Raw genomic sequence first — 19484 nt, forward strand, 5'->3', positions numbered from 1 at the left:
TTTATGCTTAAGACTCGGAACGCAGGTCACGGGTGGAGTCTTCATGTTCACGAAAATTCTGATCGCCAATCGCGGCGAGATCGCTTGCCGCGTCATCAAGACGGCGCGCCGCATGGGGATTGCGACCGTCGCCGTCTATTCCGACGCCGACCGCGACGCGCTCCATGTCGAGATGGCCGATGAGGCCGTCCACATCGGCCCGGCCGCGGCCGCCGAGAGCTATCTCGTTGCCGAGAAGATCATTGCAGCCTGCAGACAAACCGGCGCCCAGGCCGTCCACCCCGGCTACGGCTTCCTCTCCGAGCGCGCCTCCTTCTGCGAAGCGCTGGAGAAGGAGGGCATTGTCTTCATCGGCCCGAAACCCAAGGCGATCAATGCCATGGGCGACAAGATCGAATCGAAGAAATTCGCCAGCGCCGCCAATGTTTCCACCGTCCCCGGCTATCTCGGCGTCATCGAAAATGCCGAGCACGCTGAAAAGATCGCCGCAGAGATCGGCTATCCCGTGATGATCAAGGCGTCCGCCGGCGGCGGCGGCAAGGGCATGCGCATCGCCTGGACCGAGGCGGAAGTGCGCGACGGCTTCGACCGCGCCCGCTCCGAGGCCAAAAGCTCCTTCGGCGACGACCGCGTCTTCATCGAGAAATACGTGGTCGATCCCCGCCATATCGAGATCCAGGTGCTGGCCGACGCCCACGGCAATGTCGTCTATCTCGGCGAACGCGAATGCTCCATCCAGCGCCGAAACCAGAAGGTTGCCGAAGAAGCGCCCTCGCCCTTCCTCGATGAGGCCACCCGCGCCGCTATGGGCGAGCAGTCGGTGGCGCTCGCCAGGGCCGTGGACTACCAGAGCGCCGGTACCGTCGAATTCATCGTCGATCGCGACCGCAATTTCTACTTCCTCGAAATGAACACCCGCCTGCAGGTCGAACACCCCGTCACCGAACTCGTCACCGGTATCGATCTCGTCGAGCAGATGATCCGCGTCGCCGCGGGCGAGAAACTTCCCTTCGCGCAGAAGGACATCGAGCTGAACGGCTGGGCCGTCGAAAGCCGCATCTACGCCGAGGACCCCTACCGCAACTTCCTGCCGTCGATCGGCCGCCTGACGCGCTACCGCCCGCCGCAGGAGGGCAAGGCCGGCAACGCGGTCGTCCGCAACGACACCGGCGTCTTCGAAGGCGCCGAGATCTCGATGTACTACGATCCGATGATCGCCAAGCTCTGCACTTGGGCGCCGACACGAGCCGAGGCCGTCGAGGCCATGGGCGAGGCGCTGGATGGCTTCGTGGTCGATGGCATCGAACACAACGTGCCGTTCCTCTCCGCCTTGATGAAGCACCCGCGCTGGCGCGAGGGCCGGCTGTCGACCGGCTTCATCGCCGAGGAATATCCTGATGGCTTCGCGCCCGTGATGCCCGATGCCAGCCAACGCGGCACACTCGCCGCCATCGCTCTCTCCGCCTCGCTGATCGAAGCCAACCGCCGCGAAACCTTCGCCGACCGGCTACGCAGCGCCTCCGATCCGCTGCGCGATCACTGGTGCGTCAGGCTCGGCGACGACTATATCGACGTGCGCCTGCTCGACGGCCTCGTGACGGTGCCCTTCGAGATGGACATGGATATCGCCGGGCAAACCTTGAATGTCGTCACCGACTGGAGACCGGGCGAGCCGGTCTGGCGCGGCAAGGTCGGCAAGCAACCGGTCACCGCGCAGCTGCGCCCGATCCTCAATGGCGTCAGGCTCGATTGGCAGGGCCTGTCGGTCAAGTCCAAGGTGTTGACGCCCCGTCATGCCGAACTCGACCGCCTGATGCCGGTCAAGCTGCCGCCGGATACCTCCAAGCTGCTGCTCTGCCCGATGCCGGGTCTGGTCGTCTCGATCGCCGTCACCGAAGGGCAGGAAGTGAAAGCCGGCGAAACGCTTGCCGTCGTCGAAGCCATGAAGATGGAGAACGTGCTGCGCGCCGAGCGCGATCTGGTGGTCGGCGTCGTCAATGCCAAGCCGGGCGAAAGCCTGGCGGTGGACGCGGTCATCATGGAATTCGCCTGACCCGTTACGGCACACCAGACCGTCACGTTCCGCTCCGCATTTATTAACGCGTCGACGCTAATATTAACCCATCCGGATCCTGCCGGATGGAGTGAATGATGAGTGTCATGCAATCCGCCCTGCTGCTGCTGTTTATCAACCTCGGCATGCTGTGGCTCCTGATGCGAATGCCCTTGGGGCTGAGGACGCTGCATGTCAGCCGCTCCTTCGATTGCACGCCGGAAACGCTGTGGACCGCCATGAACCCGATGGGTTCAAACGCCAGTTGGCACCATCACGTCATATCGAGCCGGCAGATGGAGGCCGGCGGCAATGTCGTCGAGCAGACCTACCGCTATCAGGACAGGAACGACGCCCCCACGCGCCGCCTGCTTTCGATCGAGCCGCTGGTGGCCCTCGCCCCCAACGCCCAAGGTTTCCAATCATCGATCGTCGATGACAGCACGCTCGATGCCTCCTTCTGGAAGGATTATCGCGAGCGCCGCATCATCCGGCCCACCGCGGATGGCCGGGCGGTCCTGGAAGTCGACCAGACGGATCGCTATCGCGGCCTCGCCTTCCTGATCTTCCGCTACGTCGCGCTCCGCCGCGAAATGAAGGCGCTTGATGGCTGGCTGAAGACCGGTATCTCACAGCCGCAGGGCTATTTCGAGCACCCACTCGTACAGGTCGCGCTCGCCATCCTCTCGACACTGCTTCTCTGGCCCTTCCTCGGCCTCACGCAGCGCGGCCTGATGATCTCGACGTTTCTCACGGTCGTGATTGCCCTACACGAACTCGGCCACATGGCCGCCTATCGAATGTTCGGCCACACGTCCGTGCGCATGGTCTTCATTCCCTTCCTCGGCGGCATCGCCATCGGCAGCCGGCCCTATCGGTCTCTGTTCGAGGTCGCGACATGCGCGCTGATGGGATCGGGCATGTCGGCATTCTTGGTGCCGATTCTCGTGCTTGGCCACAGTTTCGCCGATCACGGCATCCTCCCTGCCGCCGCCGACGCGCCGATCCTCGTCTTCCTGTTGATCCTCGGTGCCTTCAACCTGCTCAATCTGCTGCCCATGCAGCGCTTCGATGGCGGTCAGGTGTTGCGGCAGATATTCAGAACCCAGCGGTCGCAGATCCTGGCGAGCTTTCTGGTCACGCTTTGCATCCTCGCCGTCGGCGCCGAAATCGGGCTTCCTGCGCGCTATCTCGGCATCGGCCTCCTGGTTTTCACCCTCGTCAGCATCATCGGCGGCGGCTCGTTCAAGCCGCGCCAGAAGCTTGAGGAAATGAATGGCGGCGAGCGCATGCTCGTCTCCTTCGGCCTCTACGCCGCCATCGCCATGCACGGCTACGCCGTCATCACCGCGATCGACCGCCTGTTTTGACGCAGACTGTATAGAGATCGACGCAAGCCGCTCATCTGACAAGGATTTTACAAAGCGGCGCGGCTTTTTCCTTGAGCCGCGCTCCTTACGCGTGCAAAAGTCCGCCCAATCAAATCAGCATATTGGAGACTACCATGGACGTTCGCGCCGCTGTTGCCGTACAGGCAGGAAAACCACTCGAAGTGATGACCGTGCAGCTCGAAGGCCCCAAGGCCGGCGAAGTGCTGATCGAGGTGAAGGCCACGGGCATCTGCCACACCGACGACTTCACGCTATCGGGCGCCGACCCGGAAGGCCTGTTTCCGGCGATCCTCGGCCATGAAGGCGCCGGCATCGTCGTCGATGTCGGCCCCGGCGTCACCTCGCTGAAGAAGGGCGACCACGTCATTCCGCTCTACACGCCGGAATGCCGCGAGTGCTATTCCTGCACCTCGCGCAAGACCAACCTCTGCACCTCGATCCGCTCGACCCAGGGCCAGGGCGTCATGCCTGACGGCACCTCGCGCTTCTCGATCGGCAAGGACAAGATCCACCACTACATGGGCTGCTCGACCTTCGCGAACTTCACCGTTCTGCCGGAGATCGCGCTCGCCAAGATCAACCCCGACGCCCCCTTCGACAAGGTCTGCTACATCGGCTGTGGTGTCACGACCGGCATCGGCGCCGTCATCAACACGGCGAAGGTCGAAATCGGCTCGACCGCGATCGTCTTCGGCCTCGGCGGCATCGGCCTCAACGTGCTGCAGGGCCTGCGCCTTGCCGGCGCCGACATGATCATCGGCGTCGACATCAACCCTGACCGCAAGGAATGGGGCGAAAAGTTCGGCATGACCCACTTCGTCAACCCGAAGGAAGTCGGCGACGACATCGTGCCTTATCTGGTCAACATGACGAAGCGCCACGGCGACCTGATCGGTGGCGCCGACTACACCTTCGACTGCACCGGCAATACCAAGGTCATGCGCCAGGCGCTGGAATCTTCGCATCGCGGCTGGGGCAAGTCCGTCATCATCGGCGTCGCCGGCGCTGGCCAGGAAATCTCCACGCGTCCGTTCCAGCTGGTCACCGGCCGCAACTGGATGGGCACCGCCTTCGGTGGCGCACGCGGCCGCACTGACGTGCCGAAGATCGTCGACTGGTACATGCAAGGCAAGATCCAGATCGATCCGATGATCACCCACACCATGCCGCTCGAAGATATCAACAAGGGCTTCGACCTCATGCACAAGGGTGAATCGATCCGCGGCGTGGTGGTCTATTGACCACCTCACCCAACTACACGGTCGACGCGCGGAGGCTCGATGAGCTCTCCGCCGTCGAGCTGTACGCATTGCTGAAGATGCGCGTCGACGTCTTCGTCGTAGAGCAGAACTGCCCCTATCCGGAACTCGACGGCAAGGATGCGGACGCCCTGCATCTGCGGCTGCTGCAGGCCGGCGAGCTGATCGCCGCGGCCCGCATCTTCGCCCCGGCAGACCAAGACGCGCCCGCCAAGATCGGCCGCGTCGTCGTCTCTCCCGATCATCGCGGCAAACGCCTCGGCGACGCCGTCATGCGCGAAGCCATATCCGTCTGCGAAGAGCGCTATCCGCAAGCGCCGATCTACCTCTCCGCCCAAAGCCACCTCTCCCGCTTCTACGGCAGCTTCGGCTTCGAGACGACCTCCGAAGAATATCTCGAGGACGGCATCCCGCACGTCGACATGGTCAGAGCAGTACGCTGACCTGATGACCCAAACCAGCGAACCCTACCCTGCGGATTCGCTGGTTTTCACAAGGCCGGTTTGTTAGATTTGCATCCGACGTCCGACGCTGCCCAACAGGGCTCAGGGAGCTCCAAGACACACCCATCACGCAATGCGGCACGACTTTGAAATGGCCGGCGGCTTTTTGACAAATCGGTCCTGATTTGGGAGCCATCGGCAGCTGAGGAGGAGAAGCTGAGCATGGCATATCAGGTATCGATCCACCCCGCGCTCGATGGCGGGGTCAAGAAAGGCCAGGCGAATTTCGGCGGCGGCACGCTCGTCTGTGCCTGCGCCAGCCGCCCGGTCAAGGTAGCGGTCAAGGGCACGGTCGCCCACAACCATGCCTGCGGCTGCACCAAGTGCTGGAAGCCAAAGGGAGCCGCCTTCTCCGTGGTCGCGGTCGCCTCGACCGACAACGTCACCGTTGTCGAAAATGGCGACAAACTCGCCGTCGTCGACAAGGACGCGCTGATCCAGCGCCATGCCTGCAAGGAGTGCGGCGTCCACATGTACGGCCCCGTCGAACGCGATCACGCCTTCAAGGGCCTGTCCTTCGTCCACCCCGAACGCTTCCAGGAGCCCGGCTGGCCCGAACCCACCTTCGCCGCCTTCGTCTCCTCGATCATCGAGAGCGGCACGCCACCCTCCGCGATGTCTGGTATCCGCAGCCGTCTCGGCGAACTAGGCCTTGCGCCCTACGACTGCCTGAACCCAACGCTGATGGATGTGTTGGCGACCTTCGCCGCGAAGAAGGCCGGCACGCTGAAGGAGGCGTGAGGATCCAGCGCAGCATCAATGAAGCCAGCGGTGTCACCGGGCAATGACGTCGCTGGTTCCCCTCGCAAATGGTTGAAATATTTGGTACCAAGCCCCGCGCTCCCTCGTCGCCGCCGCGCGGCGACCGGGAGCCATCGTACGAGCGCATCGATAGGACACCGACAAACACCCATGCACCACATCTACGTTGACGCAGACGCCTGCCCGGTCAAGCCCGAGGTCCTCAAGGTCGCCGAACGGCTCGGCATCGAGGTGACCTTCGTCGCCAATTCCGGCCTGCGCCCCTCGCGCGATCCGATGGTGCACAACGTCATCGTCTCCAACGCCTTCGACGCCGCCGACAACTGGATCGCCGAACATGCCGGCCCGGGCGACGTGGTCGTCACCGCCGATGTGCCGCTCGCGGTCCGCTGCGTCGCGACGGGCGCCTTCGTCACGGGCCCCACCGGCCGCGTCTTCGACGACACCAACATCGGCATGGCCTCGGCCATGCGCGATCTCGGCGCGCATCTGCGCGAGACCGGCGAAAGCAAGGGCTACAACGCCGCCTTCGGCCCGAAGGACCGCTCCCGTTTTCTCGAAACATTCGATCGGCTGTGCCGCCGCGCCAAGGCCGTCACGCCACCACCAGGAGAATAGAATGAACATCCTATCCCAGGCGACCGCCTTCGGCGGCATGCAGGGCGTTTTCACGCATACGTCCGAGGCCTTGAAGTGCGACATGACCTTCGCGGTCTTCGTCCCTCCGCAGGCGATCGAAAAGCCCTGCCCTGTCCTCTGGTATCTCTCGGGCCTCACCTGCACCCACGCCAACGTCATGGAAAAGGGCGAGTATCGCCGCATGGCGGCCGAGCTCGGCCTGATCATCGTCTGCCCGGATGTCAGCCCGCGCGGCAACGACGTGCCTGATGAACTGACCAACTGGCAGATGGGCAAGGGCGCCGGCTTCTATCTGAACGCCACCGAAGAGCCCTGGGCCGAAAACTACCAGATGTATACTTACATCACCGAGGAACTGCCCGCTTTCGTCAGCCAGCACTTCCGCATGGACATGGATCGCCAGGGCATCTTCGGCCATTCCATGGGTGGCCACGGCGCCATGACCATCGCGCTGAAGAACCCCGGTCGCTTCAAGAGCTGCTCGGCCTTCGCGCCGATCGTCGAGCCCTCTACCGCCGATTGGTCCGCCCCCGCCTTCGAAAAATATCTCGGCGCCGACCGCGCCGCCTGGCGCCAGTACGACGCCTGCGCCTTGGTCAAGGATGGCGCGCGCTTCCCCGAATTCCTGATCGATCAGGGCAAGGCCGACGGCTTCCTGGAAAACGGCCTGCGCCCCTGGCTCTTCGAAGAAGCGATCAAGGACACCGACATAAAGCTCACGCTGCGCATGCACGAACGCTACGACCACTCCTACTACTTCATCTCGACCTTCATGGACGATCACCTGAAGTGGCACGCCGAGCGCCTCGGCTGATAAATCCCGAAAACACGATCGGCCCCCGAAGGGGCCGATCGGTTGATGCGCTCGTCCCCGACGCATCGCTTATGTCGCTTTATCAAACCACACCGCAGGACACGCCTGCGGCAGTCACATCACTTGCTCTTGTCGATCGCGAACGCGCCGGCGCCGGTGAACACCAGGGCCAGGAAGACGAAGCAATACAGGATTGCCGCTTCGCCGCCATTCTCGGCCGGGAAGAAACCGCGTGGCTGGTGCGCCATGAAGTAGGCGACCGCCATCTGGCCCGACAGGATGAAAGCAACAGGGCGGGTGAGGAAGCCAACGAGGATCGCCAGGCCGCCGATAACTTCGAGCAGCGCTGCTGCGAGAAGCATGGGCGGAAGCGAATCGCCGAGGCCCGGCTGAGGCAGCGGAAAGGCGAAAAGCTTCATCGTGCCGTGCTCGATGAAGAGCAAGGCAGTAATGATGCGGAGGGCGGCCAGGGCGTACGGCTGGTACGCGTTCAGGCGTTCGAAACGGGGCATAAAGACTCTCCTTAGGTCAAAAGACAGAGGAGCGTTAGCGATCTGGTTGAAAGCAGAGAAGTCACGATATCAGCCATTCTCATCACATCCGCTTGATTTTCATCATTTTTCCACGACATCTTCACCTTAGAGGGGAATATTGTCGTGTTTCTTCCAGGGATTGGTAAGATCCTTGTTGCGCAGCATCTTCAACCCGCGCGCCAGCCGACGTCGTGTCGAGTGCGGCATGATCACCTCGTCGACATAGCCGCGCTCGGCCGCCACGAACGGAGAGAGGAACCGCTCCTCGTACATCCTGGTATGTTCGGCGATCTTTTCCGGATCTGAAATGTCCTTGCGGAAGATGATCTCGACCGCGCCCTTGGCGCCCATCACGGCGATCTGCGCCGTCGGCCAGGCGTAGTTCAGATCGCCGCGCAGATGCTTCGAGGCCATAACATCGTAAGCCCCGCCGAACGCCTTGCGGGTGATCACCGTCAGCTTCGGCACGGTCGCCTCGGCATAGGCGAAGAGCAGCTTCGCGCCGTGCTTGATCAGCCCGCCATATTCCTGCGCCGTGCCCGGCAGGAATCCCGGCACGTCGACAAAGGTGACGATCGGGATGTTGAAGCAGTCGCAAAAGCGCACGAAGCGCGCCGCCTTGCGTGAGGCGTCGCTGTCGAGCACGCCGGCCAGCACCATCGGCTGGTTGGCGACGAAGCCGACGGTCGAACCCTCGATCCGGCCGAAGCCGCAGACGATGTTCTTGGCGAAACTCGCCTGGATCTCGAAGAAATCCCCCTCGTCCGCCGTCTTCAGGATCAGTTCCTTGATGTCGTAGGGCTTGTTGGCATTGGCAGGCACCAGCGTATCCAGCGACGCATCCGTCTCGGTCACCGACTGGTAACATTCGATCTCAGGCACCGCAGACGTGTTCGATTGCGGCAAGAGATCGATCAACCGGCGCACCTGCAGCAGCGCCTCGACATCGTTGTCATAGGCGCCGTCGGCGATCGACGATTTCGTCGTGTGCACCGAGGCGCCGCCGAGCTCCTCGGCCGTCACCGTCTCGTTGGTCACGGTCTTGACCACGTCAGGACCGGTCACGAACATGTAGGAGGTGTCGCGTACCATGAAGATGAAGTCGGTCATCGCGGGCGAATAGACGTCGCCGCCGGCGCATGGCCCCATGATGACGGAGATTTGCGGGATCACGCCCGAGGCCAGCACGTTGCGCTGGAACACCTCGGCATAGCCGCCAAGTGCCGCCACCCCCTCCTGGATGCGCGCGCCGCCGGCATCATAGATCCCGATGATCGGCGCGCGGTTCTTCAGCGCCATGTCCTGGACCTTGATGATCTTCTCGGCATGCGCCTCGGACAGCGACCCACCGAAAACCGTGAAATCCTTGGCGAAGACGAAGACCGTGCGGCCGTTCACCGTGCCCCATCCAGTCACCACGCCGTCGCCGGCGATCCGGCTCTTCTCCATGCCGAAATCGTTGGAGCGGTGTTCGACGAACATGCCGAACTCCTCGAAGGACCCCTCGTCGAGAATGAGATCGATGCGCTCGCGCGCGGTCAGCTTGCCGCGCTTGTGCTGCGCCTCGATCCTGGCCTCGCCGCCGCCCTTGCGGGCGATGTCACGGCGACGTTCGAGCTCTTCGAGAATTTCCTTCAAGGCGACCTCCCGTTACGGCGCGCTTATTCCGAGCCCGGGCTGAGCGTGAAGATCGACCGGATACGCGCTGCGATGTTTTCAGCAAGAATTTCTTCGGATGCATCGGAAAGGTTCGAGCGGCTGAGCACGCCGAACGTCGACACGGCGATCACGGTGCCGTCTTCAACGGAAGCCGCGTCAACCGTGATCTTCGCCGAGCTCTGGCTCTTGTCGTAGCCCTGCCCCGTCGTGACGGAGACGACGCGGATGGTGAGCACGACGCGCGGATAGACCTCGGTGCGAACGGTAGCGTTGATCGCCTTGTTGACGCGATCGCCCACACCCGCAAGCACGGCCGGCGGCACCTTCGGTCCGGAAAGGACCACGGCGCTGCGCACGTCATAGATCGGCCCCGGCGGCTCCTTCGGCATCAGCGAGCCGCAGGAAATCAGCGCCAGACCTGTAACGAGCGCGAGAAACGATAGTAAAATTCTTGAAATAACCGACTGAAACATATTCATGACGAAAAACCGCGTCCACCCCATTAAGAGTCGCGATCTTCGCCATAAAGACGGTCATGGCAATCTATTTCAGCCCTTCAGTGCCAAAAAAGCACGCGTGGCCGCCAGAAAATCGATGAAACGCAGCGCCCGGCGTTCTTCCGCCTCTTCGTCGCTGCCCCAGTGCTCGATCGTCCAGTCTTCTTCGAGATGCGCCAGCGACCACACTTCATTTTCGTCGAGCTCGCCTTCGGCAAAAGCCAGCGCCAGAAGCGCCGATCCCGTCAGCGTCGTGATCGTGTGCAGCACGGCGAGCGCGATCGCATTGTCGTGCTTGCGCAGCGCCGCCGAAAACGCGGCAATCGCGCTCTGCGGCTGCTGCTGATGCACGATGCCCTCGGCGAGAATGAAGCGCGCGCCGAGCGTATTCGACGCCCAATCAAGCACCGGATCCCAGAGCTTGGTCTGCCGCGCCACCAGCTCCTCCGGGCCTTCTGCGCGGTAGCAGAGCATGTCGGTGCCGGAAAAGCGCAAGATGTCTTCGAAGACCGCCTGCGTGTCGGTCGAAACACCGTCGATCGCCGTGTTGATCAGCTTCGTCAACGGCATGGATGCAGGGTCGATCTCGTCGCCCTGCGCCTTCCACTCGTCGGCCATCAGCTCGGCAAGCTTGCGCGTCGGCGCAGCCAGAAGATTGCGGGCCGGCGTGCGCACAGCCTTGCCGTCGAGCTCGACGACGAAGCCGGCTTCGGTGCCTTGGGGGGCGGTGCCTTGCGCCTCGCTCACCGAGACGTCCTTGTAGAAGCGCTTCGGCAGCGGCTTCTTCATCTGGATCTGCGCACGGCGGATGGGATCGGGATGGCTCAGCCCCTCGGACAGGTCGTACAACAGATCACGCATGGCTCACCTCAGGAAAAATGCTTCAGTATATCGGCCGGATGGTAGGCGATGGTATCGGCGCCGGCCGCGATCAGATCATCGACGCTGGCGTAACCCCAGGACACGCCGATCGCCGTGGCGCCCGCAGCCTTTGCCATCTGCATATCGTAAATCGCGTCGCCGATGACAATGGTATCGGCGGGATTCATCCCCGTTTCGCTGCAGCATTCCGTCACCATGGCCGGGTGCGGCTTCGACGGGCAATCGTCAGCGGTGCGCGACACGATGAAATCGCGCGAAAACCCATGCGTCTCCAGAACATGCACGAGCCCGCGACGCGACTTGCCGGTGACGGCACCGATCAGCACCTCGTCCTTCTCGGCCAGCGTGCGGATCAGCTCACTGATGCCATCGAACAACGGCACGTCGACGCCGGCTTCGGCGCGCACATCAGCGTAGATCGCCTTGTAGTGCGCCGTCATCGCCACCGCCTCGTCGTCCACATGCGGCTTGCCTTGCATGCGCGCGATGGCGATATCGAGCGTCAGGCCGATGATCGCCTTCGTCTGCGAGAGTTCGGGCCGGTCATGACCGAAATGCACGAAGGTCCGCGCCATCACCTCATGGATCAGCGCGGCGCTATCGACAAGCGTGCCGTCGCAATCGAACAATGCCAGTTTCATGCCTGAACTCATTCAAAGTCTTCCCGGTCCGCTTCAGCCAGATCGAGGCCGAGCAGGTTCCAGGTCTGGACCATGTGCGGCGGCAGCGGCGCGGTCACCCGAAGGCGCCCGCCGTTCGGATGCGGAATGTCGATCTTGCGGGCGTGCAGATGCAGCCGCTTCTGGATGCCGCCGGGGAAATCCCAGTTGTGGTCGTCGTCGAAATATTTGGGGTCACCAATGATCGGATGGCCGATATGGAGCGCGTGGACGCGCAGCTGGTGCGTTCGGCCGGTATACGGCTCCATCTCCAGCCAGGCGAGGTTCTGCGCTGCCGTCTCGCGCACCTTGTAATAGGAGATCGCGTGATCAGCGCCCTCCTCGCCATGTTTGCACACCCGCATGCGGTCGCCGTCAGGCGTCTGTTCCTTCACCAGCCAGGTCGAGATCTTGTCCTCGTGCTTGCGCGGCACGCCCTTGACCAGCGACCAGTAGGTCTTCTTGGTGTCGCGCTCGCGAAACGCCGCCGTCAGCTTCTGCGCGGCACCGCGCGTGCGGGCGATGACGAGCACGCCCGACGTATCGCGGTCGAGACGATGCACCAGCCGCGGCTTCTCGCCCTTCGGGCTCGTCCAGGCCTCCAGCATCTTGTCGATGTTGCGCGTCACGCCGGAACCGCCCTGCACGGCAAGGCCGGCCGGCTTGTTGAGCACTATCACCTTGTCGTCCTCATGCAGCACCATGCGTTGCAGCAGCTCGTAGTCGCCGCCATGCTTCAGATCGTGGCTGGCGATCGGCCCGGCCTTCTTGGCGTCGACATCGAGCGGCGGCACGCGCACCACCTGCCCCGGCTGCACACGCGCATCAGTCTTCACGCGACCGCCATCGACACGCACCTGGCCGGAGCGCATCAGCTTCTGCAGCGGACCGAATCCGAGGCCGGGATAGTGGATCTTGAACCAACGATCGAGGCGCATGCCCGCCTCGTCGGCTTCGACGGTAATATGTTCAATGCCAGCCATGTCTGTACTTTCGGAAAGAGTTGCCGGCACCAGGCGCGGCCTTTGCCGCTGGCTTTAGAGCATTTTACGCAAAAACGGAAACCTGAATCTCAGAGGACGTCAGATCCCCCTCTCAGATCAACGCCCGCATGATCGCAAGCCCGGCGAAAACAGCCGCCATCGACAGCCCGACACTCGCCACCATATAGACCGCTGCCGACACCATCGCCCCACGCTCGATCAGCGAGATCGCATCCAGCGAAAAGGCAGAGAACGTCGTGAAGCCGCCGAGAAAGCCGGTGATCAACAGCAGCCGCAATTCGTTCGACGCATTGAAGCGCCGCGCGATCAGCTCCGCGAAAACCCCGATCACGAAACAGCCGACAATGTTGACGACAAGCGTCCCCCACGGAAAGCCCGGCCCCATCAGCCGCAACGACCACTGGCCGACAAAATAGCGAAGCACGGAACCGATGGCGCCGCCGACCGCGACGAGAAGAGCCTGGATCATACAGCTTCTGTAGCGCAGGCCCGATGCGTTGCCAATTGACAGCGTCCTCTGCTCGCTGCCCACTCCGTCAACAATTCACTCTAATCTTAACTGCAGGATTGATGGGCCATACAGTAATGGCAACGTATGATTGCGACAATGGCCCAACCTCGAGGACTTGCGATTGGCGATACGACGAAAATGGCTGCACGCAGCGTCGGCGTGGATGGTGCTGGTGATCGTATCGCTCACTGCGATGGCACTCTATGATGAAGCGCCCGGGCAACTTCGTTCGATGCTGAAGATCAAGGAACTTCCCGCATCGGCGCAGAATATCAAATGCACAGGGCCATTCGTCATAACGGATGCGCTAGTAACATGTGGCTTCGAGATCGAGCCTAACGACATGGCATCGATGCTGGCCGGCTGGCGTTTCTCCGGCGAAAAGGCCCGCCGCAATTCTCAGAGCGTGGACTATATCGACAACGACCTCCGCTCCGAATTCACACCATTCAAGGCGAACTACATCTATCGCGCCGATGATGATCAGTTTGGACCCGCCGGAGGCCACCTCTTCGTCGTCATCGACAAGGACAGGCGCAACGCCTTGGTAGACCTCTATATCGAATAACCGGCGGGCAGCTCACCGCAGCCTCAATAGCTGCACGGCCGGTCATTGTCGAAGCCATAGGCGCAAGCCGAGTTCAGCGGCATGCGGGGATTGCGGCTTTGCTCCGTCGAGGTGCAGGCCGTCGCTATGAAGGCGGTGACGACAAGTGCTCCAGCCAGGGCAAGCGAATGAAAGCGGCGCATCTGAACTCCTCCTTTGAAGGACCGGCACTATTCTGTTGTTGAGTAATGCAAGAAGTAACGAGGCAATGAGACAGATATAGAGGCGCACTACATTTGCGCTATAGCTTAAAAACCCGAATCCAGCGCAAGAACCATCACAATAGGTAATATTTTAGCGATATTCTTAGCAGGCCAGGAAGGCCCGCTGTCCTAAATCTGTCACATGACAGTTCTGGTTGGTTCCATTTCGGCAAGTACGGCAGCCGCGGCGTTTGAAGCGCTGCGCATTCCCCCGCGCGTCTCCGCCAGCACCGCCGCCAAGGATGCCCGCAAGGTGGCCGACATCAAGCGCCGGACCGATGCCGGCCAGGATACGGATGAATCGGCCGCCGTCATCAACTCCACCGAAGTCGCGCTCGACCTGATGACCATGGGCCAGCGCCAGCCGCAGGCCGCCCTGCAGCAGGCTCTCAAGCTTTACGAAGAAGACTGAGACCACCCGTCCCGATCGATCCGAAATTCGACCGGCGAAGAAGACCGCGACAAAAAATTGCTCGCCGGCGACATTCCCCCTTGCCAAGCACCGCCATCGCCAGATAATTGCGCTCAACCTTGTTGGGAGAAGTCGGCTCGTCGCAGCCGGTGCCGAAGGAGCAACCGCCCCGGAAACTCTCAGGCAAAAGGACCAGCAAGGGGCAGACGGAACTCTGGAGAGACGCGTTTTCGAAACGCGCGCCGAAGGGATAACAATCTCAGGCAAACAGACAGAGGGGGCTCGAAACAAGGCGCAACCGCGCCCGAATATTTGAGCCCGCGCATGGAACCCACGCGCAAACACCGGAGGCGTCCTTGGACGATACTGCTGCCCTGAAGAAAACCCCGCTGCATGACCTGCATCTGTCGCTCGGCGCCCGCATGGTGCCGTTTGCGGGCTATGACATGCCGGTGCAATATCCGGCCGGCGTCATGAAGGAACATCTGCAGACCCGCGCAGCCGCCGGTCTCTTCGATGTGTCCCACATGGGCCAGGTCGTCATCAAGGCGAAGTCGGGCAAGTATGAGGACGTCGCACTTGCGCTCGAAAGCCTCGTTCCCGTCGATATCCTCGGGCTGGCCGAGGGACGCCAGCGCTACGGTTTCTTCACCGATGAAAACGGCGGCATCCTCGACGACCTGATGATCACCCATCTCGACGACCACCTCTTCGTCGTCGTCAACGCCGGCTGCAAGGATGCGGACGTCGCGCACCTCAAGAAGCACCTCTCCGACACCTGCGACATCACGGTTCTCGACCGCGCGCTGATCGCGCTGCAGGGTCCGCGTGCCGTCGAGGCCTTGGCCGAACTCTGGGCCGATGTCGCCGCCATGAAGTTCATGGACGTGCGCCACTGCCGTCTGCACGACGTCTCCTGTCTCGTCTCGCGCTCCGGCTATAGCGGCGAGGATGGCTACGAGATCTCGATCCCCTCGGACATGGCCATCGATGTCACCAAGCGGTTGCTTGAGCATCCCGACGTCGAGCCGATCGGCCTCGGCGCCCGCGACAGCCTGCGCCTCGAAGCCGGCCTCTGCCTCTACGGCAACGACATCGACACCGCCACGACCCCCGTCGAGGCAGCCCTCGTCTGGGCCATCCAGAAAGCCCGCAAATCGGGCGGCGCCCGCGCCGGCGGCTTCCCGGGCGCTGAGCGCATCCTCTTAGAACTCGACCACGGCGCCACCCGCCGCCGCGTCGGCCTGAAGCCCGACGGCAAGGCGCCGGTGCGCGGTCACGCCAAGCTCTATGCCGATGCTGAAGGCAAGACCGAGATCGGCGAAGTGACCTCAGGCGGCTTCGGCCCGAGCGCCGAAGGCCCCGTTGCCATGGGCTACGTGCCGGTGGCCTCTAGCGACGTCGGAACGGTCGTCTACGCCGAGGTTCGCGGCAAGTACCTGCCGGTCACGGTCGCCGCACTTCCCTTCGTCGCTCCGACCTACAAGCGATAAGACCATGAGCGCGGCGGCGATCCATATCGTTGCATTGCCTATCCAGGCGCACTGTTCGCAGGCCGCCGTCGCTGGCGTTGCGCGAGGATTACCCCCCTCTGCCCTGCCGGGCATCTCCCCCACAAGGGGGGAGATCGACCCGGAGCAAGCGCCTTGCCAAACCGTGAGCGTGGAGCGAGTGGGTGAGCCCAGCCAATCTCCCCACCTGTGGGGGAGATGGCCGGCAGGCCAGAGGGGGGCGCCACACGGCACCACCTCAGCCAGCAACCGCCACGCGCCACCACGCCAACCAAAACAAAGCACCTATTTCCACCAAACACCCCATTCCCCAGAGAGGATAATCCCATGCTGAAATTCACCGAAGAACACGAGTGGCTGCAGATCGAAGCTGGTGTCGCCACCGTCGGCATCACCACCTATGCCGTCGAGCAGCTCGGCGATCTGGTGTTCGTGGAACTGCCTGAAGTCGGCGCCACCTTCGGCAAGAACGACAACGCGGCCACCGTCGAATCCGTCAAGGCCGCCTCGGATGTCTACTGCCCGCTCGCCGGCGAGATCACCGAAGTGAACCCGGCCATCGTCGCCGATCCGTCTCTCGTCAATTCCGACCCGCAGGGCGCCGGCTGGTTCTTCAAGCTGAAGCTCGCCAACGCCGCCGATGCCGATAGCCTGCTCGACGAAGCGGCCTACAAGGAGCTCACCGCGTAATGACGACGCCGACGGAATTCCAGTTTACCGACTACCAGCCCTACGACTTCGCCAATCGTCGTCACATCGGCCCATCTCCATCAGAGATGACCGATATGCTCAAGGTCATCGGCTATAACAGCCTTGACGGGCTGATCGACGCGACCGTCCCGCCCTCCATCCGCCAGAAGGCGCCGCTCCTCTGGGGCGCGCCGATGACGGAGCGCGAGGCGCTCGACAAGCTGCGCGAAACCGCCAACAAGAACAAGGTCCTGACCTCGCTGATCGGCCAGGGCTATTACGGCACGATCACGCCGCCGGTCATCCAGCGCAACATCCTGGAAAACCCGGCCTGGTACACGGCCTATACGCCCTACCAGCCGGAAATCTCCCAGGGCCGCCTCGAGGCGCTCCTGAACTATCAGACGATGATCTGCGACCTGACGGGCCTCGACGTCGCCAACGCCTCGCTGCTCGACGAAGCGACGGCTGCCGCCGAAGGCATGGCCATGGCCGAGCGCGTCTCGAAGTCGAAGGCCAAGGCCTTCTTCGTCGACGCCGCCTGCCATCCGCAGACGATCGAGCTGATCAAGACCCGCGCCGAGCCGCTTGGCTGGAGTGTCGTCATCGGCAACCCCTTCACCGATCTCGACCCGGTCGACGTCTTCGGCGCCATCTTCCAGTATCCGGGCACGCACGGCCATGTGCATGATTTCACCGGCCTGATCTCGCGCCTGCACCAGACCGGCGCCATCGCCATCGTCGCCGCCGACATCCTGGCGCTGACGCTTCTGAAGTCGCCCGGCGAAATGGGCGCCGACATCGCCATCGGCTCGTCGCAGCGTTTCGGCGTTCCCGTCGGCTACGGCGGCCCGCACGCGGCCTACATGTCGGTCAAGGACGCCCACAAGCGCTCCATGCCCGGCCGTCTCGTCGGCGTCTCCGTCGATGCGCGTGGCAACCGCGCCTATCGCCTGTCGCTGCAGACCCGCGAACAGCACATCCGCCGCGAAAAGGCGACGTCGAACATCTGCACCGCGCAGGTTTTGCTCGCCGTCATGGCCTCGATGTACGCGGTCTTCCATGGGCCCAAGGGCATCAAGGCGATCGCCCAGCAGGTCCACCAGAAGGCCGTGCTGATGGCCAAGGGTTTGGAGAAGCTCGGCTACACCATCGAGCCCGAGACCTTCTTCGACACCATCACCGTCGATGTCGGCCACATGCAGGGCGTCATCCTGCGCGCCGCCGTTGCCGAAGGCGTCAACCTGCGCAAGGTCGGCGCCACCAAGATCGGCATGAGCCTCGACGAGCGCACCCGCCCGGCGACGCTGGAAGCCGTGTGGCGCGCCTTCGGCGGCAACTTCGCCGTGGCGGATTTCGAGCCCAGCTATCGCCTGCCCAAGGGCCTCGCGCGCACCAGCGAGTACCTGACGCATCCGATCTTCCACATGAACCGTGCCGAAAGCGAGATGACGCGTTACATCCGTCGCCTGTCGGATCGCGATCTGGCGCTCGACCGCTCGATGATCCCGCTCGGCTCCTGCACGATGAAACTCAACGCCACGGCGGAAATGCTGCCGATCACCTGGCCAGAGTTTTCGGATATCCATCCCTTCGTGCCGGCTGACCAGGCGCTCGGCTATCGCGAGATGATCGACGACCTGACGGAAAAGCTCTGCGCCGTCACCGGCTACGACGCCTTCTCCATGCAGCCGAACTCCGGCGCGCAGGGCGAATATGCGGGCCTCTTGACGATCCGCAACTACCACATCGCCAACGGCAACGGCCATCGCGACGTCTGCCTGATCCCGACGTCTGCGCACGGCACCAACCCGGCATCCGCCCAGATGGTCGGCATGAAGGTCGTTGTCGTCAAGGTTCGCGAAAACGGCGACATCGACCTCGACGATTTCCGCGCCAAGGCCGAGCAGTATTCGGAGAACCTCTCCTGCTGCATGATCACCTACCCCTCGACGCATGGCGTGTTCGAGGAAACGGTGAAGGAGATCTGCGATCTCGTGCACAAGCACGGCGGCCAGGTCTATCTCGACGGCGCCAACATGAACGCCATGGTCGGCCTGTCTCGCCCTGGTGACATCGGCTCCGACGTCAGCCACCTCAACCTGCACAAGACCTTCTGCATCCCGCATGGCGGCGGTGGTCCCGGCATGGGCCCGATCGGCGTCAAGTCGCACCTGGCGGCCCATCTCCCCGGCCATCCGGAAACCGACGGTCGTTCGGGTGCCGTATCGGCGGCAGCCTTCGGCTCGGCATCCATCCTGCCGATCTCCTGGAGCTACTGCCTGATGATGGGCGGCGAAGGCTTGACGCAGGCGACCAAGGTGGCGATCCTCAACGCCAACTACATCGCCGCACGGCTGAAGGGCGCCTATGACGTGCTCTACAAGTCCGAGGCCGGCCGCGTGGCGCATGAGTGCATCATCGACACCCGCCCGCTGGTCGACAGCGCAGGCGTGACCGTCGACGACGTCGCCAAGCGCCTGATCGACTGCGGCTTCCACGCCCCGACCATGAGCTGGCCGGTTGCCGGCACGCTGATGATCGAGCCGACGGAATCGGAAACCAAGGCCGAACTCGACCGCTTCTGCGAGGCCATGCTGGCGATCCGCCAGGAAGCCCGCGACATCGAGGAAGGTCGCTCGGACAAGACCAACAACCCGCTGAAGAACGCCCCGCACACGGTCGAAGACCTCGTCGGCGAATGGGATCGCCCCTATTCGCGCGAACAGGCCTGCTTCCCCCCCGGCGCCTTCCGCGTGGACAAGTACTGGTCCCCGGTCAACCGCGTCGACAACGTCTTCGGCGACCGCAACCTGATCTGCACCTGCCCGCCGCTGGAAGCCTACGCCGAAGCGGCCGAGTAAGGACACGAGATCGAAACGCCCGGCTTTGTCC

20 protein-coding genes and 2 riboswitches are annotated in these 19484 nt (G+C 62.9%); of the genes, 12 read left to right on the top strand and 8 right to left on the bottom strand.

The window, feature by feature from the left end:
- The first annotated feature begins 43 nt into the window (after nucleotides 1-43).
- From ACIQUB_RS27600 to fghA, 7 genes are all read left to right on the top strand, one after another.
- Nucleotides 44-2053 carry an acetyl/propionyl/methylcrotonyl-CoA carboxylase subunit alpha gene (locus ACIQUB_RS27600; RefSeq protein ID WP_113236667.1) on the top strand — a complete coding sequence of 670 codons (2010 nt, stop codon included), beginning with the start codon at nucleotides 44-46 and terminating at the stop codon, nucleotides 2051-2053.
- Nucleotides 2054-2151: 98 nt separating this feature from the next.
- A complete protein-coding gene (locus ACIQUB_RS27605; protein WP_113236666.1) occupies nucleotides 2152-3423 on the top strand; it encodes a hypothetical protein in 1272 nt (423 codons plus the stop codon).
- 134 nt (nucleotides 3424-3557) lie between these two features.
- Nucleotides 3558-4685 (top strand): S-(hydroxymethyl)glutathione dehydrogenase/class III alcohol dehydrogenase, encoded by a 1128-nt coding sequence (locus ACIQUB_RS27610; RefSeq protein WP_113236665.1) that lies wholly within the window; start codon nucleotides 3558-3560, stop codon nucleotides 4683-4685.
- Nucleotides 4682-5146: a GNAT family N-acetyltransferase gene (locus ACIQUB_RS27615; protein ID WP_113236664.1), complete on the top strand. Its 465-nt coding sequence runs from the start codon at nucleotides 4682-4684 to the stop codon at nucleotides 5144-5146. Before ACIQUB_RS27610 ends, ACIQUB_RS27615 begins: the two co-directional genes overlap by 4 nt.
- Before the next feature lie 222 nt (nucleotides 5147-5368).
- Nucleotides 5369-5947, top strand: a complete 579-nt coding sequence (gene gfa / locus ACIQUB_RS27620) for an S-(hydroxymethyl)glutathione synthase (RefSeq protein WP_113236663.1) — start codon at nucleotides 5369-5371, stop codon at nucleotides 5945-5947.
- Nucleotides 5948-6118: 171 nt separating this feature from the next.
- Nucleotides 6119-6586, top strand: coding sequence for a YaiI/YqxD family protein (locus ACIQUB_RS27625; protein WP_112534347.1), 468 nt, complete (start codon nucleotides 6119-6121; stop codon nucleotides 6584-6586).
- 1 nt (nucleotide 6587) lies between these two features.
- Complete coding sequence (fghA, locus tag ACIQUB_RS27630; RefSeq protein WP_113236662.1) at nucleotides 6588-7421, top strand: S-formylglutathione hydrolase; 834 nt, start codon at nucleotides 6588-6590, stop codon at nucleotides 7419-7421.
- Between the two features lie 119 nt (nucleotides 7422-7540).
- On the opposite strand, the gene ACIQUB_RS27635 is transcribed toward fghA, so the two are convergent.
- From ACIQUB_RS27635 to crcB, 7 genes are all read right to left on the bottom strand, one after another.
- A complete protein-coding gene (locus tag ACIQUB_RS27635) occupies nucleotides 7541-7933 on the bottom strand; it encodes a DoxX family protein (protein WP_113236661.1) in 393 nt (130 codons plus the stop codon).
- Nucleotides 7934-8059: 126 nt separating this feature from the next.
- A complete protein-coding gene (locus ACIQUB_RS27640) occupies nucleotides 8060-9592 on the bottom strand; it encodes an acyl-CoA carboxylase subunit beta (protein WP_113236660.1) in 1533 nt (510 codons plus the stop codon).
- Between the two features lie 23 nt (nucleotides 9593-9615).
- Nucleotides 9616-10092 (bottom strand): hypothetical protein, encoded by a 477-nt coding sequence (locus ACIQUB_RS27645; RefSeq protein ID WP_402934264.1) that lies wholly within the window; start codon nucleotides 10090-10092, stop codon nucleotides 9616-9618.
- A 69-nt stretch (nucleotides 10093-10161) separates the two neighbouring features.
- On the bottom strand, nucleotides 10162-10971 hold the full coding sequence (locus ACIQUB_RS27650; RefSeq protein WP_113236659.1) for an ATP12 family chaperone protein: 810 nt from the start codon (nucleotides 10969-10971) through the stop codon (nucleotides 10162-10164).
- An 8-nt stretch (nucleotides 10972-10979) separates the two neighbouring features.
- Nucleotides 10980-11633 carry an HAD-IA family hydrolase gene (locus ACIQUB_RS27655; protein ID WP_113236658.1) on the bottom strand — a complete coding sequence of 218 codons (654 nt, stop codon included), beginning with the start codon at nucleotides 11631-11633 and terminating at the stop codon, nucleotides 10980-10982.
- Between the two features lie 8 nt (nucleotides 11634-11641).
- Nucleotides 11642-12634: an RluA family pseudouridine synthase gene (locus ACIQUB_RS27660; protein ID WP_018902332.1), complete on the bottom strand. Its 993-nt coding sequence runs from the start codon at nucleotides 12632-12634 to the stop codon at nucleotides 11642-11644.
- Between the two features lie 112 nt (nucleotides 12635-12746).
- Nucleotides 12747-13124: a fluoride efflux transporter CrcB gene (crcB, locus tag ACIQUB_RS27665; RefSeq protein ID WP_113236657.1), complete on the bottom strand. Its 378-nt coding sequence runs from the start codon at nucleotides 13122-13124 to the stop codon at nucleotides 12747-12749.
- A 205-nt stretch (nucleotides 13125-13329) separates the two neighbouring features.
- Between crcB and ACIQUB_RS27670 the strand changes: the two genes are divergently transcribed.
- Entirely contained in the window at nucleotides 13330-13734 is a 405-nt protein-coding gene (locus ACIQUB_RS27670) for a hypothetical protein (protein WP_113236656.1), read from the top strand.
- A 23-nt stretch (nucleotides 13735-13757) separates the two neighbouring features.
- Here ACIQUB_RS27670 and ACIQUB_RS27675 read toward each other — a convergent pair whose 3' ends face one another.
- Nucleotides 13758-13916, bottom strand: a complete 159-nt coding sequence (locus ACIQUB_RS27675) for a hypothetical protein (RefSeq protein WP_162737418.1) — start codon at nucleotides 13914-13916, stop codon at nucleotides 13758-13760.
- Between the two features lie 202 nt (nucleotides 13917-14118).
- On the opposite strand from ACIQUB_RS27675, the gene ACIQUB_RS27680 reads away from it, so the two are divergent.
- The 4 genes from ACIQUB_RS27680 to gcvP all read left to right on the top strand — a co-directional run bounded on the left by ACIQUB_RS27680 (nucleotide 14119) and on the right by gcvP (nucleotide 19453).
- Nucleotides 14119-14388, top strand: coding sequence for a hypothetical protein (locus ACIQUB_RS27680; RefSeq protein WP_018902329.1), 270 nt, complete (start codon nucleotides 14119-14121; stop codon nucleotides 14386-14388).
- 113 nt (nucleotides 14389-14501) lie between these two features.
- A riboswitch (glycine riboswitch) is annotated at nucleotides 14502-14589 on the top strand.
- Between the two features lie 3 nt (nucleotides 14590-14592).
- Nucleotides 14593-14673, top strand: a riboswitch (glycine riboswitch).
- Between the two features lie 71 nt (nucleotides 14674-14744).
- Complete coding sequence (gene gcvT / locus ACIQUB_RS27685) at nucleotides 14745-15881, top strand: glycine cleavage system aminomethyltransferase GcvT (protein WP_402934271.1); 1137 nt, start codon at nucleotides 14745-14747, stop codon at nucleotides 15879-15881.
- A gap of 345 nt (nucleotides 15882-16226) precedes the next feature.
- A complete protein-coding gene (gene gcvH / locus ACIQUB_RS27690; protein ID WP_113236654.1) occupies nucleotides 16227-16589 on the top strand; it encodes a glycine cleavage system protein GcvH in 363 nt (120 codons plus the stop codon).
- On the top strand, nucleotides 16589-19453 hold the full coding sequence (gene gcvP / locus ACIQUB_RS27695; protein ID WP_113236653.1) for an aminomethyl-transferring glycine dehydrogenase: 2865 nt from the start codon (nucleotides 16589-16591) through the stop codon (nucleotides 19451-19453). Before gcvH ends, gcvP begins: the two co-directional genes overlap by 1 nt.
- The last annotated feature ends 31 nt before the right edge of the window (nucleotides 19454-19484 follow it).

It is taken from the genome of Rhizobium sp. NPDC090275, assembly GCF_044772225.1.
In the GTDB taxonomy this organism is placed as follows: Bacteria; Pseudomonadota; Alphaproteobacteria; order Rhizobiales; family Rhizobiaceae; genus Rhizobium.

Coding starts and splice junctions, on each gene's coding strand:
- ACIQUB_RS27600 (WP_113236667.1), top strand. CDS start 44: ATGTTCACGAAAATTCTGATCGCCAATCGCGGCGAGATCGCTTGCCGC.
- ACIQUB_RS27605 (WP_113236666.1), top strand. CDS start 2,152: ATGAGTGTCATGCAATCCGCCCTGCTGCTGCTGTTTATCAACCTCGGC.
- ACIQUB_RS27610 (WP_113236665.1), top strand. CDS start 3,558: ATGGACGTTCGCGCCGCTGTTGCCGTACAGGCAGGAAAACCACTCGAA.
- gfa (WP_113236663.1), top strand. CDS start 5,369: ATGGCATATCAGGTATCGATCCACCCCGCGCTCGATGGCGGGGTCAAG.
- ACIQUB_RS27625 (WP_112534347.1), top strand. CDS start 6,119: ATGCACCACATCTACGTTGACGCAGACGCCTGCCCGGTCAAGCCCGAG.
- fghA (WP_113236662.1), top strand. CDS start 6,588: ATGAACATCCTATCCCAGGCGACCGCCTTCGGCGGCATGCAGGGCGTT.
- ACIQUB_RS27635 (WP_113236661.1), bottom strand. CDS start 7,933: ATGCCCCGTTTCGAACGCCTGAACGCGTACCAGCCGTACGCCCTGGCC.
- ACIQUB_RS27645 (WP_402934264.1), bottom strand. CDS start 10,092: ATGAATATGTTTCAGTCGGTTATTTCAAGAATTTTACTATCGTTTCTC.
- ACIQUB_RS27650 (WP_113236659.1), bottom strand. CDS start 10,971: ATGCGTGATCTGTTGTACGACCTGTCCGAGGGGCTGAGCCATCCCGAT.
- ACIQUB_RS27655 (WP_113236658.1), bottom strand. CDS start 11,633: ATGAAACTGGCATTGTTCGATTGCGACGGCACGCTTGTCGATAGCGCC.
- ACIQUB_RS27660 (WP_018902332.1), bottom strand. CDS start 12,634: ATGGCTGGCATTGAACATATTACCGTCGAAGCCGACGAGGCGGGCATG.
- crcB (WP_113236657.1), bottom strand. CDS start 13,124: ATGATCCAGGCTCTTCTCGTCGCGGTCGGCGGCGCCATCGGTTCCGTG.
- ACIQUB_RS27670 (WP_113236656.1), top strand. CDS start 13,330: ATGGTGCTGGTGATCGTATCGCTCACTGCGATGGCACTCTATGATGAA.
- ACIQUB_RS27675 (WP_162737418.1), bottom strand. CDS start 13,916: ATGCGCCGCTTTCATTCGCTTGCCCTGGCTGGAGCACTTGTCGTCACC.
- ACIQUB_RS27680 (WP_018902329.1), top strand. CDS start 14,119: ATGACAGTTCTGGTTGGTTCCATTTCGGCAAGTACGGCAGCCGCGGCG.
- gcvH (WP_113236654.1), top strand. CDS start 16,227: ATGCTGAAATTCACCGAAGAACACGAGTGGCTGCAGATCGAAGCTGGT.
- gcvP (WP_113236653.1), top strand. CDS start 16,589: ATGACGACGCCGACGGAATTCCAGTTTACCGACTACCAGCCCTACGAC.